At 53.7% G+C, this 18149-nt stretch carries 11 protein-coding genes, 2 tRNA genes and 3 rRNA genes; 3 read left to right on the top strand and 13 right to left on the bottom strand.

The features are described 5' to 3' along the window. Window positions 1-44: 44 nt before the first annotated feature. The 12 genes from rpsO to tyrS form a co-directional block, all read right to left on the bottom strand. Window positions 45-314: a 30S ribosomal protein S15 gene (rpsO, locus tag ACWXTG_RS11240; RefSeq protein ID WP_480219935.1), complete on the bottom strand. Its 270-nt coding sequence runs from the start codon at window positions 312-314 to the stop codon at window positions 45-47. A 216-nt stretch (window positions 315-530) separates the two neighbouring features. Continuing rightward, a complete protein-coding gene (truB, locus tag ACWXTG_RS11235; RefSeq protein WP_480219934.1) occupies window positions 531-1439 on the bottom strand; it encodes a tRNA pseudouridine(55) synthase TruB in 909 nt (302 codons plus the stop codon). Window positions 1440-1450: 11 nt separating this feature from the next. Then, a complete protein-coding gene (gene rbfA, locus ACWXTG_RS11230; RefSeq protein WP_407994393.1) occupies window positions 1451-1825 on the bottom strand; it encodes a 30S ribosome-binding factor RbfA in 375 nt (124 codons plus the stop codon). Between the two features lie 2 nt (window positions 1826-1827). Continuing rightward, window positions 1828-4545 (bottom strand): translation initiation factor IF-2, encoded by a 2718-nt coding sequence (gene infB, locus ACWXTG_RS11225; protein WP_407994392.1) that lies wholly within the window; start codon window positions 4543-4545, stop codon window positions 1828-1830. 75 nt (window positions 4546-4620) lie between these two features. Further along, window positions 4621-6087, bottom strand: coding sequence for a transcription termination factor NusA (gene nusA / locus ACWXTG_RS11220; protein WP_480219933.1), 1467 nt, complete (start codon window positions 6085-6087; stop codon window positions 4621-4623). Between the two features lie 26 nt (window positions 6088-6113). Further along, the gene (gene rimP, locus ACWXTG_RS11215; RefSeq protein ID WP_407994391.1) at window positions 6114-6548 is read right to left on the bottom strand and encodes a ribosome maturation factor RimP; all 435 of its coding nucleotides are present in this window, start codon (window positions 6546-6548) and stop codon (window positions 6114-6116) included. 157 nt (window positions 6549-6705) lie between these two features. Next, window positions 6706-6819, bottom strand: a 5S ribosomal RNA gene (rrf, locus tag ACWXTG_RS11210). Between the two features lie 144 nt (window positions 6820-6963). Beyond that, window positions 6964-9847 (bottom strand): 23S ribosomal RNA (locus tag ACWXTG_RS11205). A gap of 287 nt (window positions 9848-10134) precedes the next feature. Further along, window positions 10135-10210, bottom strand: a tRNA-Ala gene (locus ACWXTG_RS11200). Window positions 10211-10306: 96 nt separating this feature from the next. After that, window positions 10307-10383: transfer RNA gene (locus tag ACWXTG_RS11195), tRNA-Ile, on the bottom strand. Between the two features lie 72 nt (window positions 10384-10455). Then, window positions 10456-11998, bottom strand: a 16S ribosomal RNA gene (locus tag ACWXTG_RS11190). The 16S, 23S and 5S rRNA genes sit together here with 2 tRNA genes alongside, the layout of an rRNA operon. Before the next feature lie 629 nt (window positions 11999-12627). Then, complete coding sequence (gene tyrS, locus ACWXTG_RS11185; protein WP_480219932.1) at window positions 12628-13827, bottom strand: tyrosine--tRNA ligase; 1200 nt, start codon at window positions 13825-13827, stop codon at window positions 12628-12630. A gap of 108 nt (window positions 13828-13935) precedes the next feature. Here tyrS and ACWXTG_RS11180 point away from each other — a divergent pair, with 108 nt between their 5' ends. From ACWXTG_RS11180 to gltA, 3 genes are read left to right on the top strand one after another with little or no spacing between them, the layout of a single operon-like run. Beyond that, a complete protein-coding gene (locus tag ACWXTG_RS11180; RefSeq protein WP_405029513.1) occupies window positions 13936-15282 on the top strand; it encodes a peptidoglycan DD-metalloendopeptidase family protein in 1347 nt (448 codons plus the stop codon). Then, complete coding sequence (locus ACWXTG_RS11175; protein ID WP_309566047.1) at window positions 15282-16388, top strand: anhydro-N-acetylmuramic acid kinase; 1107 nt, start codon at window positions 15282-15284, stop codon at window positions 16386-16388. Before ACWXTG_RS11180 ends, ACWXTG_RS11175 begins: the two co-directional genes overlap by 1 nt. 34 nt (window positions 16389-16422) lie before the next feature. Beyond that, complete coding sequence (gene gltA, locus ACWXTG_RS11170) at window positions 16423-17715, top strand: citrate synthase (RefSeq protein ID WP_309566046.1); 1293 nt, start codon at window positions 16423-16425, stop codon at window positions 17713-17715. A 58-nt stretch (window positions 17716-17773) separates the two neighbouring features. Here the strand turns inward: gltA and erpA are convergent, their stop codons facing one another. Next, window positions 17774-18127 (bottom strand): iron-sulfur cluster insertion protein ErpA, encoded by a 354-nt coding sequence (erpA, locus tag ACWXTG_RS11165; protein WP_309566045.1) that lies wholly within the window; start codon window positions 18125-18127, stop codon window positions 17774-17776. Between the last annotated feature and the right edge of the window lie 22 nt (window positions 18128-18149).

The following is an 18149-nucleotide window of genomic DNA, read 5'->3' as shown; positions in this document are numbered from 1 at the left end:
GCTTTGCTTTCGGCTTATCCTATGAATTCACAAGTGCGCGATGATTACTTACGCAGACCCAAGCGTTCGATCAATGTACGATAGCGGTCGGCATTCTTGCGCTTGAGATAGTCCAGCAACTTGCGGCGCTGACTTACCAGCTTCAGCAGACCACGACGGGAGTGGTGATCCTTGGCATTGCTTTTGAAATGCTCGGTTAAATAAGCAATACGGGCGCTCAGAAGCGCGACTTGAACTTCCGGGCTGCCTGTATCGTTTGGAGCTTGTTGGAAATCAGCAACAATCTTTGCTGTTTCTTGAACTGTAATTGCCATAACTTAATCCTAATGTTGTGAGATGTGTTTTGCGTCAATGCAAATGCAGGCTACATCAATCCCGCTAGAGCATTCATTTACAATCAACTCCATATTATAACGCTATTTCAATATGAGTTCAATGAAGCAGTACTAGGGCGATTTTCCGCTTACCGCCTCTTAAAAATGCCAAGCTTTCATTCGCTACTACAAGGCGAATCAATCAATCGTTATCGATCAACCTGCCTGGCGCAGCAAGCGCTTGGGGGCAATGGAGCCCCGGGAGGTCTGTTCGCCAATGCCTAGGAAAACGCCCTGTTCAGAGTAAAGCCTGAACAATCCTTCGATGCTTAAACCTGACTTCCAGACTTCCTGCCCGCGCAACAGATAAAAAGCACTGTCATCATCAAGAGTGACTTGAGGCAAATCCTCAATCGCGGCATCAGCCCCTAGCAGGACTTCGTCACGCTGTTCCAGCGACATCTGCTCGAGCTGCTCGATCGTAACCGCATCCTGTAGATTGAAATGTGCCGTCGTCAGTCGTCTCAAGCCACCGAGATGGGCGCCGCACCCCAACAGCTTGCCAATGTCTTCCGCCAGCGTCCGTATATACGTGCCCTTGCTGCATGACACGACCATCTCGAACTGCTCGCCTTCAAACCGCTCTAGTTGAATCGCATGTATGGTCACTGGCCGGGGCTCGCGGACAATTTCCACACCATCCCGAGCATACTCATATAGTGCCTTGCCGCCATGCTTCAAGGCGGAATACATGGGAGGCACCTGCAGAATACCGCCGAGCATCTTTTTTAGCGCGGCTTCCAACCCGGACTGCGTCGTGGTAACAGGCAAGCGCGCCAGCACTTCGCCCTCGGCATCGCCTGTCGTGGTTGTACTGCCCAGCGTCACCAATGCGCGGTAGCTTTTATCAGCGTCCAATAAGAAATGGGAAAACTTGGTGGCCTCGCCCAGGCAGATCGGCAACAAGCCGCTTGCCAAGGGGTCAAGGCTGCCGGTATGGCCAGCCTTGGCAGCTTGGTAAAGCCGCTTGACGATCTGCAAGGCCTGGTTGGATGAAATACCTAATGGCTTGTCCAGCAATAGGACGCCATCGATATTGCGCTTGATTCGCCTGAATTGTTGCACAACCGCTTTACTCAGGCAGACTCGTCGTCTTGGTCAGGCGCGGAGGGAGGCAATACCTCGTCGATCAGCTTGGCGATGTGCATGCCGCGGTCGATCGAGGCATCGTAACTGAAATGCAGTTGCGGCACGGTCCTCAACAGCAAGCGCTTAGCAAGCTGGCTGCGCAGGAAGCCAGCCGTCTTTTCCAGGCCTTTCTGCAGCTCAGGCGTACCTTGCGGCGCGGTGTAATAGATCTTGGCATGCGCCATGTCGCCGCTGACCTCGACTTCGGTCACAGTCACCATGGAAGAAACCCTGGGGTCCTTCACCTCGAATTGCAGCAGATCAGCGAGTTCACGCTGAATCTGCTCGGCAACACGGTCACTTCTGGAAAATTCCTTAGCCATGCTTACAGGGTCCGCGCGACTTCCACAACTTCGAATACTTCCAGGATATCGCCCACTTCAATTTCGTTGTAGTTCTTCAGGGAAAGACCGCACTCGAAGTTCGACTTCACTTCCTTGACGTCGTCCTTGAAGCGCTTGAGCGAATCCAGCTCGCCGGTATGGATCACCACATTGTCGCGGATCAGGCGGATCTTGGAGTTACGGCGCACCACGCCATCCTGCACGTAGCAACCTGCAACCGCGCCCACCTTGGAAATGCGGAATACTTCGCGGATTTCCACGGTGCCGATGACGTTTTCCTTCTGCTCTGGCGACAACATACCGCCCAGTGCCGCCTTCACTTCATCCACAGCCTCGTAGATGATGTTGTAGTAGCGCACGTCAACGCCGGAGCTTTCGATCAGCTTGCGCGCGCCTGCGTCGGCGCGCACGTTGAAGCCGATCAACACGGCCTTGGACGCAGCCGCCAGGTTGACGTCGGACTCGCTGATGGCGCCCACGCCGGTATGAATGATGTTGACCTTGACCTCATCGGTGGACAACTTCTGCAGCGACGTAGCCAGCGCCTCGTAAGAACCCTGCACGTCGGACTTGATGATCAATGGCAACACCTTGACCTCGCCCTCGCCCATTTGCTCGAACATGCTTTCCAGCTTGGCGGCTTGTTGCTTGGCCAGCTTCACGTCGCGGAACTTGCCTTGACGGAACAAGGCGATTTCACGCGCCTTGCGCTCATCATTGAGCACAATGACTTCTTCACCGGCGCTCGGCACATCGGAGAGGCCGAGAATTTCCACTGGAATGGAAGGGCCAGCTTCTTTCACATCCCGGCCGGATTCATCCAGCATGGCGCGGACGCGGCCGTAGGCGGTACCGGCCAGGATCATGTCGCCGCGCTGCAATGTGCCGGACTGCACCAGGATCGTCGATACCGGGCCGCGGCCCTTGTCCAGCCGGCCTTCGATCACCAGGCCCTTGGCCGGGACGTTCTTAGGCGCCTTGAGCTCAAGCACTTCGGCCTGCAGCAGTACGGCTTCCAGCAGGTTGTCGATACCGATGCCGGTCTTTGCAGACACTTCGACGAACATGGTGTCGCCGCCCCAGTCTTCCGGCACCACTTCATGCGTGACCAGCTCCTGCTTCACACGCTCAGGATTGGCTTCGGATTTATCAATTTTGTTCACCGCCACGACCAGCGGCACATTCGCTGCCTTGGCATGGTGCACCGCTTCAATGGTTTGCGGCATCACGCCGTCATCCGCCGCCACCACCAGGATCACCACGTCGGTTGCCTTGGCGCCACGCGCACGCATCGCAGTAAACGCTTCGTGGCCCGGAGTATCGAGGAAAGTCACCATGCCGCGCGGCGTTTCCACATGGTAAGCGCCAATGTGCTGTGTAATGCCGCCGGCTTCGCCAGAAGCCACGCGGCTGCGACGGATATAGTCCAGCAGCGAGGTCTTGCCGTGGTCGACGTGCCCCATGACCGTCACCACTGGTGGACGCGGCTCTTGCGTCGCTTCTGCATGTTCTGCTTCATCGAGGAAGGCTTCCGGATCGTTGGAAGCGGCAGCCTTGGCGTTATGTCCCATTTCTTCCACGATAATGATCGCGGTTTCCTGGTCGAGCACTTGGTTGATCGTCACCATCATGCCCATCTTCATCAGGGTCTTGATGACTTCACTGGCCTTGACCGCCATCTTGTGGGCAAGATCGCCCACGGTAATGGTTTCCGGGACCAATACGTCATGCACGATCGGCTCTGTCGGCGCCGTGAATGCATGCTGCTGGTTTTCATTGCCCTTGGATTTGGACTTGCCGCCCTTGGCGCGCCAGCCCTGGCCGGCAGCGCCTGCATCGCCACGGGCTTTTACGCCGCCACGCTTCTTGCCGTCGCTATCATTCCAGTCCTTGGCACCGCTCTTGCCAGTCTTCTTGGCATTCTTGTCTTCAGGCTTGGGAGCTTCCTTGACCGCAGGTTTATGCAATGTGCCTTCAGACAGCTTGCTCGCGGCAGCCTCGGCAGCACGCTTGGCTTCTTCCTGACGGCGTTGGGCCAGTTCCTGTTTCTTGCGTAACTCTTCAGCCTGGATTGCCATCAACGCAGCCTGGCGCTTCGCTTCGCGCTCGCGCAAAGCCAATTCATCAGCTCCGAGCAGCTCCTTGGCTGTCAGTTTCGGACGTGCATCTGTTGCGGGCTTTTCCTCTGCAGGTGCAGCGGTCTCCGCCGCTGCAGGCTCAGCCTCGGCAACAGGTTCCGGCTCTGGCTCCACTTCAGCCTGCACGACGACAGGCTCCGGCTCTGGCGCCGCCTCAACTACTGGCTCAGGTACGTGTTCGACAACCGGCGCAGTTTCCACTATTGATTCATCCGCAACCGCTTCCTGAACAGGCTCTTCTTCAACCACCGGCTCCAATGCGGGATCACGGCGCACAAGCACGCGCTTCTTTCGTACTTCCACCTGGATAGTACGCGCCTTGCCGCTGCTGTCCGATTTCTTGATTTCAGTAACTTGCTTGCGGGTCAGCGTAATCTTGTTCTTAGGCTCTTGTGCGCCATGTTCCTTGCGCAGATATTCCAGCAAAGAGGTTTTATCCTGCTCTGTGAGTGTGTCTTCATATGCAGTCTTGTTGACGCCCGCTCCTTTTAACTGCTCCAGGAGCAGTTCAGCCGGCAGCCCTAATTCACTGGCAAACTGTGCTACGCTCGATTGTCCCATTCTGTTACTCCAATCTCTTTCACTTGCACTGTCAGCCAGTGCATTTCTTCTTAGCTACGCTAATCTATACACGCCTCAAGCAAACCAAGGGGCACGCGCAGTCATGATCAATTGCTTGGCACGTTCGACATCCATTCCGGTCAGTTCAACCAGGTCATCAACCGCGAGGTCTGCAAGGTCATCCATCGTGGCCACGCCCTTGCCGGCCAAGGTACGTGCGGTCGCCTCGTCCATTCCTTCCATGCGCAGCAAGTCTTCAGATGCCTCACCCACTTTCTCTTCCTTGGCAATCGCCTCGGTCAGCAGTGCAGCGCGGGCACGCTTGCGCAGCTCATTGATGGTGTCTTCGTCGAACGCTTCGATTTCACTCATCTCAGCCAAAGGCACATAGGCGATTTCTTCCAGGGTGCTAAATCCTTCTTGCACCAGGATATCAGCAACCTCTTCATCCACATCCAGCTTTTCGACAAACAGTTGCAGGATGCTGCTGTGCTCTTCTTCGTTCTTCTTGGCGGCTTCTTCCTCGGTGAGGATATTCAATGTCCATCCGGTCAGTTCCGAAGCAAGGCGCACGTTCTGGCCATTCCGCCCGATCGCCTGGGCCAATTGCTCCTCATCGACGATGACATCCATGCTATGGGCATCCTCGTCCACCACAATGCCTGAAACTTCGGCAGGCGCCATGGCGTTGATAACGAACTGGGCAGGATCCATGGACCACAACACGATATCCACGCGCTCGCCTGCCAACTCACCGGTAACGGCCTGCACACGCGAACCACGCATCCCAACGCAAGTGCCGACAGGATCCAAACGCTGGTCATTCGATTTCACCGCGATCTTGGAGCGCAAGCCGGGATCGCGGGCTGCCGACTTGATTTCCAGCAATCCCTCTTCAATCTCCGGCACCTCGAGCTCGAACAACTTGATCAAAAACTCGGAGGCTATTCGTGACAGGATCAGTTGCGGGCCACGGCCACCGCGCTCAATACGCGAAAGATAGGCGCGAACCCGGTCGCCAACGCGTAGGTTTTCCTTGGGAATCATTTGCTCTCGAGGCAGCACCGACTCGAGACGCCCCACTTCGATGATGGCGTTGCCCTTCTCCATGCGCTTGATGACGCCGGTCACCAAATGCTCCTTGCGCGCGAGGAAGTCATCCAGAATCTGCTCACGCTCGGCTTCGCGCACCTTTTGCAAGATAACCTGCTTGGCGGCCTGCGCCCCGATGCGGCCAAATTCCACCGACTCCAAAGGCTCTTCGATGTAGTCACCGACAGCAAGGCCTGCAGCACGTGCATCATCCGTGGCAACCTGCGCATCCGGATTTTCCAGCTCCTCAGCCTCAACCACCTGCCAGCGGCGGAAAGAATTATATTCTCCGCTATCGCGGTCGATTTCTACGCGGACATCGGCATCTTCAGTAAAACGCTTCTTGGTAGCAGAGGCCAGAGCCAGCTCCAGTGCCGTAAAAATAACGGTTTTAGCCACATTCTTCTCATGGGCCAATGCATCGACCAATAACAATATTTCGCGACTCATTTCAATCTCCGCCAAAAAATTGGTGTTTAGAACTCAGGGGACAATCTTGCCTTGTCAATATTGGAAAATGGCACGCGTTGTTCCACGCCTTCACACTCCAATACAAGATGCTCCTGATCCACGCCACGCAATATGCCTAAAAAATTCTTCCTGCCTTCAACCGGCACCCGTAATTTCACTTGGGCTCGCTCGCCCACGAACCGTACAAAATCCGATTCTTTCTTCAATACCCGATCCAAGCCAGGGGAAGAGACTTCCAGCCTGTCGTAATCTATATCGTGTTCGACAGCCAATAAGTTGCTTAAGTGATTGCTCACTAACACGCAGTCGTCAATATCGATGCCTTCCGGCTTGTCGATGAACAAGCGGATCAATTTTCCGCGATTGGCCAACTCCATGTCGACCAGTTCGTATCCAAGCTGGTCGAGGGACTTTTCCAACAATGCGTTTAAATCCTGCATAAAAACCTTATTGCCTGATTCTACAAATAAAAAATGGGCTCAACGCCCATCCCCAATGGTCGCTATTATAGCAACCAGCCGCTAATAACACAAAAACAAAAGCCCTCTTTTAGAGGGCTTTTGTCATCATCCAGAGAGCTCTGGATGCTAAATAAAAGTCTGGCGGTGACCTACTTTCGCATGCGAGGTGCATACTATCATTGGCGCGGAATCGTTTCACGGCCCTGTTCGAGATGGGAAGGGGTGGTTCCAATTCGCTATGGCCGCCAGACATAACCGGTAGTGCGTGTGCGGTGCACATGCACTGATATCTGATGGAATTTGCTTAGCAAATTCGTCTTCAACAAACAGAAGAAGTAAAGATGGTATTTTGATTGCTGCTTTAGAGCGACCTTGATTCAAGTTTCAAGGTTATAGGATCAAGCCTCACGAGCAATTAGTATCGGTTAGCTTAACGCATTACTGCGCTTCCACACCCGACCTATCAACGTCCTGGTCTCGAACGACTCTTTAGTGTGCTCAAGGCACAAGGGAAGTCTCATCTTGAGGCAAGTTTCGCGCTTAGATGCTTTCAGCGCTTATCTCTTCCACACTTAGCTACCCGGCGATGCCACTGGCGTGACAACCGGTCCACCAGAGGTGTGTCCACTCCGGTCCTCTCGTACTAGGAGCAGCCCCCCTCAAACTTCCAACGCCCACGGCAGATAGGGACCAAACTGTCTCACGACGTTTTAAACCCAGCTCACGTACCACTTTAAATGGCGAACAGCCATACCCTTGGGACCGGCTACAGCCCCAGGATGTGATGAGCCGACATCGAGGTGCCAAACTCCCCCGTCGATATGAACTCTTGGGAGGAATCAGCCTGTTATCCCCAGAGTACCTTTTATCCGTTGAGCGATGGCCCTTCCATACAGAACCACCGGATCACTATGACCTGCTTTCGCACCTGCTCGACCTGTCCGTCTCGCAGTCAAGCAACCTTATGCCATTGCACTATCAGTACGATTTCCGACCGTACCTAGGTTACCTTCGCACTCCTCCGTTACTCTTTGGGAGGAGACCGCCCCAGTCAAACTGCCCACCATGCACGGTCCCCGATCCGGATTACGGACCTAGGTTAGAACCTCAACAACATCAGGGTGGTATTTCAAGGATGGCTCCATAGGAACTGGCGTCCCTACTTCAAAGCCTCCCACCTATCCTACACAAATCTTGTCAAAGTCCAATGCAAAGCTACAGTAAAGGTTCATGGGGTCTTTCCGTCTAGCCGCGGGTAGATTGCATCTTCACAAACATTTCAACTTCGCTGAGTCCCGAGAGGAGACAGTGTGGCCATCGTTACGCCATTCGTGCGGGTCGGAACTTACCCGACAAGGAATTTCGCTACCTTAGGACCGTTATAGTTACGGCCGCCGTTTACCGGGGCTTCGATCAAGAGCTTGCACCCCATCACTTAACCTTCCGGCACCGGGCAGGCGTCACACCGTATACGTCCACTTTCGTGTTTGCACAGTGCTGTGTTTTTATTAAACAGTCGCAGCCACCTTTTCACTGCAACCCCATCAAGCTCCGGACGCGAGGTCCTTCACCCTACCGGGGCGCACCTTCTCCCGAAGTTACGGTGCTAATTTGCCGAGTTCCTTCTCCCGGGTTCTCTCAAGCGCCTTAGAATTCTCATCCTGCCCACCTGTGTCGGTTTGCGGTACGGTTCACATATACCTGAAGCTTAGTGGCTTTTCTTGGAAGCTTGGTATCAATCACTTCGTCTCACAAGGAGACTCGTCATCACGCCTCAGTCTTAACCTCCCGGATTTGCCTAAGAGATCAACCTACACGCTTAAACCACCTATTCCAACAGATGGCTGACCTAACCTTCTCCGTCCCCACATCGCAGTATATGTAAGTACAGGAATATTAACCTGTTTCCCATCAGCTACGCATCTCTGCCTCACCTTAGGGGCCGACTCACCCTGCGCCGATGAACGTTGCGCAGGAAACCTTGGGCTTTCGGCGAGGGAGCTTTTCACTCCCTTTATCGCTACTCATGTCAGCATTCGCACTTCTGATACCTCCAGCATTCCTCACAGAACACCTTCGCAGGCCTACAGAACGCTCTCCTACCATGCTAGTAAACTAGCATCCGCAGCTTCGGTTACGTGCTTAGCCCCGTTACATCTTCCGCGCGGGACGACTCGACCAGTGAGCTATTACGCTTTCTTTAAAGGATGGCTGCTTCTAAGCCAACCTCCTGGCTGTCTGTGCCTTCCCACTTCGTTTTCCACTTAGCACGTCATTAGGGACCTTAGCTGGCGGTCTGGGTTGTTTCCCTCTTGTCCACGGACGTTAGCACCCATGGACTGTCTCCTGTGATTGCACTTCTCGGTATTCGGAGTTTGCCATGGTTTGGTAAGCTCTTATGAGCCCCCTAGCCATAACAGTGCTCTACCCCCGAGAGTGAGACACAAGGCACTACCTAAATAGCTTTCGGAGAGAACCAGCTATCTCCAAGTTTGTTTAGCCTTTCACCCCTATCCACAGCTCATCCCCTAATTTTTCAACATTAGTGGGTTCGGACCTCCAGTACCTGTTACGGCACCTTCATCCTGGCCATGGATAGATCACTTGGTTTCGGGTCTACACCCAGCAACTGAACGCCCTATTCGGACTCGCTTTCGCTACGCCTCCCCTATCGGTTAAGCTTGCTACTGAATGTAAGTCGCTGACCCATTATACAAAAGGTACGCAGTCACCCCTTACGAGGCTCCCACTGTTTGTATGCATGCGGTTTCAGGTTCTATTTCACTCCCCTCCCGGGGTTCTTTTCGCCTTTCCCTCACGGTACTGGTTCACTATCGGTCGATTACGAGTATTTAGCCTTGGAGGATGGTCCCCCCATGTTCAGACAGGATTTCACGTGTCCCGCCCTACTTGTCGTTACCCTAGTTCCACATACGGGATTTCATATACGGGGCTATCACCCACTATGGCCGGACTTTCCATTCCGTTCTATTATCGCGTATGCTAAAAGTAACAGGCTTTTCCGGGTTCGCTCGCCACTACTTCCGGAATCTCGGTTGATTTCTTTTCCTCGAGCTACTTAGATGTTTCAGTTCACTCGGTTCGCCACCGCCCTCCTATATATTCAGAGGGGGTTACCCTTGCGGGTGGGTTTCCCCATTCGGACATTCCCGGATCAAAGCTTGTTTGCCAGCTCCCCGAGACTTTACGCAGGCTACCACGTCCTTCATCGCCTGTAATCGCCAAGGCATCCACCACATGCACTTATTCGCTTGACCCTATAACGTTGAATCCTGAACCCTTTTAAATTCAAGAACATGACTGACGAGTAGTAGTCAGTCCGTTATAGGCTGCTTCTAAAGCACTATCGAACCACGTTAAAAAACAACGCTGTTCAATGTTTTGATTTCTGCAATCAAATTACCCATTGAATGTTTCAGACCTCATCACAAAGTCTTACTTCATTCTCTTTACTTCTTCCATTTTGTTAAAGATCAATCTAGCTTGTAAAAGCCAGACATAAAGACAGCACGCTGCGCTTATGTCTAACTTTTCAACAAAGAGTTGGTGGAGGATGACGGGATCGAACCGACGACCCCCTGCTTGCAAAGCAGGTGCTCTCCCAGCTGAGCTAATCCCCCTCTGAACTTCGCATTACTTCGTTACTCATCTTCTTGCATACCAAAGTATGCGGCGAAGATTCGCGCCTCGTACTACTCGTCCACTTGATAATGCGTTGGTGGGTCTGGTTGGGCTCGAACCAACGACCCCCGCCTTATCAAGACGGTGCTCTAACCAGCTGAGCTACAGACCCTTAAGGCCAATCTTTGTTGCGCTCTTTAAACAACCGATAAGTGTGAATGCTTGCAAGCAAGGCATACTCTAGAAAGGAGGTGATCCAGCCGCACCTTCCGATACGGCTACCTTGTTACGACTTCACCCCAGTCATGAATCCCACCGTGGTAAGCGCCCTCCTTGCGGTTAGGCTACCTACTTCTGGTGAAACCCACTCCCATGGTGTGACGGGCGGTGTGTACAAGGCCCGGGAACGTATTCACCGCGACATGCTGATCCGCGATTACTAGCGATTCCGACTTCATGCAGTCGAGTTGCAGACTGCAATCCGGACTACGATCGGCTTTCTGAGATTAGCTCCCCCTCGCGGGTTGGCAACCCTCTGTACCGACCATTGTATTACGTGTGAAGCCCTGGCCATAAGGGCCATGAGGACTTGACGTCATCCCCACCTTCCTCCGGTTTGTCACCGGCAGTCCCAATAAAGTGCCCAACTGAATGATGGCAATTATTGGCAAGGGTTGCGCTCGTTGCGGGACTTAACCCAACATCTCACGACACGAGCTGACGACAGCCATGCAGCACCTGTGTCCACTTTCCCTTTCGGGCACCTAATGCATCTCTGCTTCGTTAGTGGCATGTCAAGGCCAGGTAAGGTTTTTCGCGTTGCATCGAATTAATCCACATAATCCACCGCTTGTGCGGGCCCCCGTCAATTCCTTTGAGTTTTAATCTTGCGACCGTACTCCCCAGGCGGTCAACTTCACGCGTTAGCTGCGTTACTAATGGATTTTACTCCACCAACAACTAGTTGACATCGTTTAGGGCGTGGACTACCAGGGTATCTAATCCTGTTTGCTCCCCACGCTTTCGAGCATGAGCGTCAGTATTAGGCCAGGAGGCTGCCTTCGCCATTGGTATTCCTCCACATCTCTACGCATTTCACTGCTACACGTGGAATTCTACCTCCCTCTCCCATACTCTAGCCTTGCAGTTTCAAACGCAGTTCCCAGGTTGAGCCCGGGGCTTTCACATCTGACTTGCAAAACCGCCTGCGCTCGCTTTACGCCCAGTAATTCCGATTAACGCTCGCACCCTACGTATTACCGCGGCTGCTGGCACGTAGTTAGCCGGTGCTTCTTATCAAGGTACCGTCATCCTCATCTAGTATTAGTAGATAAGTTTTCTTTCCTTGCGAAAGAGCTTTACAACCCGAAGGCCTTCTTCACTCACGCGGCATGGCTGGATCAGGCTTTCGCCCATTGTCCAAAATTCCCCACTGCTGCCTCCCGTAGGAGTCTGGGCCGTGTCTCAGTCCCAGTGTGGCTGATCATCCTCTCAGACCAGCTACTGATCGTCGCCTTGGTAGGCTTTTACCCCACCAACTAGCTAATCAGATATCGGCCGCTCCATTAACGTGAGGTCCGAAGATCCCCCACTTTCCCCCTCAGGGCGTATGCGGTATTAGCTAATCTTTCGACTAGTTATCCCCCATTATTGGACACGTTCCGATATATTACTCACCCGTTCGCCACTCGCCACCAGGGAGCAAGCCCCCCGTGCTGCCGTTCGACTTGCATGTGTAAAGCATGCCGCCAGCGTTCAATCTGAGCCAGGATCAAACTCTTCAGTTTAATTCCGACTATTACTTGTGACCTCTTTCGAGGTCGGTATATCGCTTGGCTTAATCTCAAATGAATCTTAGGTGTAACTTAAAAAGTTACAGATTTCATTTAAGTGTTAAGCACTTGTTTGTTGAGCTTCGGATACAAATTAACTATGTATCTTTTTGCACTCACCTACAAGCACCCACACTTATCGGTTGTTCGTTTTGTTAAAGAGCGGTTACTTCGTTACTTCTTTTGTCACTGCTGATTCGTTTCCAAATCAGCGAGAGGTGCGCATTATACAGACCTTTTTCATTCGGTCAAGCTAGTTTCGAAAATTATTTTTAAACAACTTTCTAACTAACTTCGCTTCACATCACCTCGTTCAGCGAGCCGCGCATTTTACAGCTTCTTTCGAACCGGTCAAGCTATTTTTGAAACTAATTTCAAACTGCTTAACTGCGCTTCGCTTTCTCAAGCGAGCCGCGCATTTTACAGACCTTTTTTAATCGGTCAAGGAGAATTTTCATTCCTTCAAACTCTCCTGCGAGCCCCGCCGTTCAAGCGAGGTGCGCATTTTACGTAGCCCAGGATTTTGGTCAAGCCCTTTTTGCTACTGTTACAAAATAATTACATTTAAGACTATCCGGCCAGCATTACTTGCTGATCGTAATCCGGGCAAACTTGCGCTTTCCCACTTGCGCCACTACTACTGCCCCCAGGCCGATTTGCAATCCGCGATCTGTCACCTTCTCACTGTCCAGCTTCACGCCACCCTGCTCTATCATGCGGAAAGCTTCGGACGTGCTGGCAACCAGCCCGGCCTGCTTCAACAAAGGGCCTATCGCGATCGATGATTCCTGGATCACCACGTTCACTTCCGGCACATCTTCGGGAATGCCGCCTTTCGAGCGCAACTCGAAATCCGCCAGCGCATCGACTGCGGCCTGCTTGCTATGGAATCGCGCGACGATTTCCTGCGCGAAACGCACCTTGATATTGCGCGGATTCTCGCCAGCCGCCACGGAAGCGCGCCATTGCTCGATGGTCGCTATCGATTCAAATGACAATAAAGTGATATATCGCCACATCAGCTCATCCGAAACCGACATCAATTTACTAAATATAGTATTGGCGGGCTCGGCGATACCTATATAGTTGCCTAGGGACTTGGACATCTTGTTGACGCCGTCCAGGCCTTCCAGCAACGGGACTGTCAATACGGACTGCGGCGCCTGGCCAAAATGCTTTTGCAGTTCGCGCCCCATTAATAAGTTGAAGCGCTGATCGGTGCCACCAAGTTCGATATCCGCGTTCAAGGCTACGGAGTCGTAACCTTGCAACAAGGGATAAAGGAACTCGTGAATGGCAATCGGCTGGTTGCTCTTGTAGCGCTTTTCGAAGTCATCCCGCTCCAGCATGCGCGCCACGGTATGCGTTGCCGCGAGCTTGAGCATGCCTGCGGCGCCAAGCTCATTGATCCAGCTTGAATTGAAAACCACTTCCGTTTGCTCGGGCTTGAGTATCTTGAATACTTGTTCCTGGTAAGTTTGCGCATTGATCTGCACCTGCTCGGCGCTCAACGGCGGGCGGGTTGCGCTCTTGCCGGTTGGGTCGCCGATCATGCCGGTGAAATCGCCGATCAGGAACAGCACTTTGTGGCCCAGATCCTGGAATTGGCGCAGCTTGTTGATCAATACCGCATGCCCCAAGTGCAAATCGGGCGCAGTCGGGTCAAAACCCGCCTTTACCTTTAACGGCTGCCCGGTTTTAAGCTTGTCGATTAATTCCTGCTCGCCGATCAGGTCATCAATACCGCGCTTGATCAACGCCAAACTGTCATTTAAATTTGCCATATCTTTAGAAATAACCGTGATTTAGAATGCTTTTTTGCCTTCACCATGCAGAATTTTTCTGTTAGCATGCCTCATCGTTGATTTGTCACAGTAATGAGGTAGCGACCAGTGCAGCAAACTGAGCAGAGCCAAAAGGAAGTTATTTTAACGCAAAACCCAGCATTAAAAGAACGTAAGCTACGCCTGCGTTGGTTGCTCGCCATTTCAAGCCTGCCGCTGTTCGGCATCATTACCGCTTTCGGTATCGCGCCACAAACCTCTACGCAAGACGTTGCGATCTCCACTATCGTGGAGGATATCGCATTGCCTGAGATTTCCACGCCGTTTGTTTCAGAGAACCTCGAAAGCGAAAACTACTGGCAAGCCGACCAGGTGCGCCGCGATGACACGCTTGCCAGCCTGATGTCCAGGTTGAATGTGCAAAACAGCGAAGCGCTGGAATTCTTGCGCAGAAGTCCCGACGCCAGCGCACTGGCATCCCAGCTCCGGCCTGGGCGCGCCATCCAGGCGCAAGTCAATGCCAATGGTGAATTACTCAAGCTGCAATACCAGCTCAGCCCCACTTCCACCCTGACCGTAGAACGCACCGACTCGGGCTACCAGGCCAAAACCGGCGAGCCTGTACTAGAAGTCCACAACGTATTGAAAACAGCCGAAATCAGAAGCTCGCTTTTCGCCGCAACCGATGCGGCCGATATCCCGGATTCCGTCGCCATCCAGATGGCGGAAATTTTCTCCTCTGACATCGATTTCCACAGCGACCTGCGCAAAGGCGACCGTTTCGTCGTGATCTACGAGGCCAAGTACAACAACGGCAACTTGGTCAACACCGGCCAGGTGCTGGCAGCTGAATTCACCAACCAGGGCAAGACATACAAGGCGGTCATGTACCGCAATCCTGAGGGCAAGGTCGCCTACTACACCCCTGAAGGTAAGAGCTTGCATAAATCATTCCTGCGCTCCCCGCTGGAATTCACCCGCATCAGTTCCGGTTTCACCTTGGGCCGTTTCCATCCTATCCTGCAGAAAATGCGCGCTCACAAGGGTGTGGACCTTGCCGCGCCGATCGGCACCCGCATCAAGGCACCTGCTGACGGCGTGGTGCAGTTTGTCGGCGTCAAGGGCGGTTACGGCAACGTCATCTACTTGCAGCACAGCGGCGGCGTGACCACGGTATACGGCCACCTTTCCCGCTTCGCGCCAGGCTTGCGTAACGGCATGAAAGTATCGCAGGGCGACATCATCGGCCATGTGGGCATGACCGGCATGGCGACCGGCCCTCACCTGCATTACGAATTCCTGCTCAACGGCGTGCATAGGGACCCGCTCAAGGTAGCCCTGCCTGCGGCGCAGCCACTCTCTCCTCAATACCGTACAGATTTTCTCGCGCACAGTGCCAACCTGAGCGCCCAATTGCAACTGCTGAGTGCAAGCACCGTCGCTTCGCTTGACTAGTGCAGTCCGAGCTTTTCATTGGCTTGATGTCGGGCACCAGCCTGGATGGTGCCGACAGTGTGATCGTTAGGCTGGAGCAGCAGCATTGCCAGGTCATACAACAGCAATTCACACCTTATCCCGCAGCACTGAAACGACAATTGTTGGCATTGCATGATCCGGGCCACAATGAGCTCGAATCAACAGCGCTGGTCGGCAACCAGCTTTCCGAGTTATACGCCAAGAATATAGCAGCGCTCTTGCAGCAGGCTTCTATTGAGCCGAGCGCAGTACGCGCGATCGGCTGCCACGGGCAAACCATACGTCACCGCCCTGAATTGGGCTTTACCTTGCAGATAGGCAACCCGGCATTGCTGGCCGAGCTGACCGGGATCAACGTCGTCGCCGATTTCCGCAGCCGCGATATTGCGGCAGGCGGACATGGCGCTCCGCTGGTACCTGCCTTCCATGCCGCGATGTTTTCCTCTCCCGGAAAACACCGGGTGGTGCTCAATATCGGCGGCATTGCCAATCTCACCAACCTGCCTGCGTCAGGAAATGCCATCACCGGTTTTGATACCGGGCTTGGCAATATGCTCATGGATGCCTGGATCAACAAGCATCAGGGCAAGGATTACGATACGGATGGGGCCTGGGCAGCCAGCGGCTCCATCATTCCAGGCTTGCTGAAATCCATGCTGGCCGATCCTTTTTTCGCCATGCAGCCGCCCAAGAGTACGGGGCGCGACACGTTCAACCTGGCCTGGCTCGAGCAACTATTGCACCAGATAAAGGACAAATACTCACCGCAAGATGTGCAACGCACGCTTTTGGAGCTGACCGCCATGTCAATTGCCATGGCAGTAACACAGTATTGTGGTAGTGTCGATGAGCTGTATGTATGCGGCGGCGGCGCTTATAATAGCGCTTTGATGCAGCGATTGCGGCAACTGCTGCCACCTGTGGTCATTGAGCTGAGCGATACGCTTGGCCTAGCGGCCAATGCCGTAGAGGCAGCTGCTTTTGCCTGGCTTGCGCAACAGACATTACATGGGCTGCCTGGCAACCTGCCTGCCGTGACCGGCGCACGCGGCCCGCGAATACTTGGCGCAGTTTATGCTGCTTAATTTGTAACCAATCAACCATCTTGACTCCAGAATTATGAAACCAAGCAAAGTCACCCTTACTTTCGATGATGGTTCCGCGCCAATCGAACTGCCTATTCTGCCGGGCAAGCTGGGACCCAGCGTCATCGACATCCGCTCCTTGGGCAAGCATGGCTATTTCACCTACGACCCCGGCTTCCTGTCGACGGCTTCGTGTGATTCCAATATCACTTACATCGACGGTGAAAAAGGCTTGCTGTTTTACCGCGGCTATCCCATCGAGCAGTTGGCCGAACACTCCGACTTCATGGAAGTTTGCTACCTGCTGATGCATGGCGAATTGCCCGATGCCGAGCAGAAAGCCAAGTTCACCAACACCATTACGCGCCATAGCATGGTGCACGACCAGCTCACGCACATCTTCCGCGGCTTCCGCCGCGATGCTCACCCGATGGCAGTCATGGTCGGCGTGGTCGGCTCCATGTCCGCCTTCTATCATGAAGCGATCGATGTCAGCGACCCGAAGAACCGCGAATTCGCGGCGCACCGCCTGCTGGCCAAGGTGCCCACGATTGCCGCCTGGAGCTATAAGTACAACATCGGCCAGCCTTTCATGTACCCGAGGAACCGTTTCAACTATGCGGAAAACTTCATGCACATGATGTTCGCCACGCCCTGCGAAGACTACGAGCCCAACCCTGTGCTGGCAAAAGCATTCGAGCGCATCCTTATCCTGCATGCAGACCATGAGCAGAATGCCTCGACCTCCACGGTGCGCTTGGCCGGCTCCAGCGGCGCCAACCCGTTCGCCTGCGTCGCCGCAGGCATTGCCTCGCTATGGGGGCCTGCTCACGGCGGCGCCAATGAAGCCACCCTGAAGATGCTGGAAGAGATCGGCGACGTGAGCCGCATCGGGGAATACATCAAGCGCGCCAAGGACAAGACCGATTCGTTCCGTCTGATGGGTTTCGGCCACCGCGTCTACCGCAACATGGACCCGCGCGCCGCCATCATGCGCCAGACCTGCCACCAGGTTCTCGATGAGCTTGGGCTGCACGACGACCCCATGTTCAAGCTTGCGCTGGAACTGGAAAAGATTGCGCTGGAAGACGAATATTTTGTCAGCCGGCAGCTTTATCCGAATGTGGATTTCTATTCCGGTATCGTCATGCGCGCGATGGGCATCCCGAACTCCATGTTCACGGCCATCTTCGCCTTGGCGCGTACCGTCGGCTGGGTTGCCCAATGGAATGAGATGATGTCCGATCCCGGTTCCAAGATCGGCCGTCCGCGCCAGCTTTATACCGGCTCAGAGCGCCGTGACTTTATCCCGCTAGGCCAGCGTTAAAACCGCATAGGCAAAATAAAAAGGGGCCAATGGCCCCTTTTTATTTTATACGCCCTGCTTAAGCGGAAAAAGACGATCCGCAACCACAAGTCGTTGTGGCATTGGGATTGCGGATGACGAACTGGGAGCCTTGCAGGCTGTCCTGATAGTCGATCTCGGCACCCACCAGGTATTGCAGGCTCATCGGATCAATCAGCAATGTGACCCCGTCCTTGTCGACGGTCGTATCATCCTCATTGATGATTTCCTCAAAGGTGAAGCCGTACTGGAACCCAGAACAACCGCCACCGCTCACGAACACGCGCAGCTTGAGATCCGGCGAGCCTTCCTCATCGATTAACTCCTTTACCTTGCGCGCCGCATTATCGGTAAAGATTAATGGGCTTGGGATTTCTTCCGTCACTGCGTTCATGGTTAGTAACTCCTTAAACTAA

This window comes from Methylobacillus sp. DLP286, from assembly GCF_056636515.1.
The sequence above is the reverse complement of the archived record's forward strand: the minus strand, read 5'-3'. Positions and strand labels throughout refer to the sequence as shown.

What these genes read in the sequence shown, in the direction of transcription:
- gltA (WP_309566046.1), top strand. Translation starts at nt 16,423, where the DNA reads ATGAAACCAAGCAAAGTCACCCTTACTTTCGATGATGGTTCCGCGCCA.
- erpA (WP_309566045.1), bottom strand. Translation starts at nt 18,127, where the DNA reads ATGAACGCAGTGACGGAAGAAATCCCAAGCCCATTAATCTTTACCGAT.
- tyrS (WP_480219932.1), bottom strand. Translation starts at nt 13,827, where the DNA reads ATGGCAAATTTAAATGACAGTTTGGCGTTGATCAAGCGCGGTATTGAT.
- nusA (WP_480219933.1), bottom strand. Translation starts at nt 6,087, where the DNA reads ATGAGTCGCGAAATATTGTTATTGGTCGATGCATTGGCCCATGAGAAG.
- infB (WP_407994392.1), bottom strand. Translation starts at nt 4,545, where the DNA reads ATGGGACAATCGAGCGTAGCACAGTTTGCCAGTGAATTAGGGCTGCCG.
- rbfA (WP_407994393.1), bottom strand. Translation starts at nt 1,825, where the DNA reads ATGGCTAAGGAATTTTCCAGAAGTGACCGTGTTGCCGAGCAGATTCAG.
- rimP (WP_407994391.1), bottom strand. Translation starts at nt 6,548, where the DNA reads ATGCAGGATTTAAACGCATTGTTGGAAAAGTCCCTCGACCAGCTTGGA.
- rpsO (WP_480219935.1), bottom strand. Translation starts at nt 314, where the DNA reads ATGGCAATTACAGTTCAAGAAACAGCAAAGATTGTTGCTGATTTCCAA.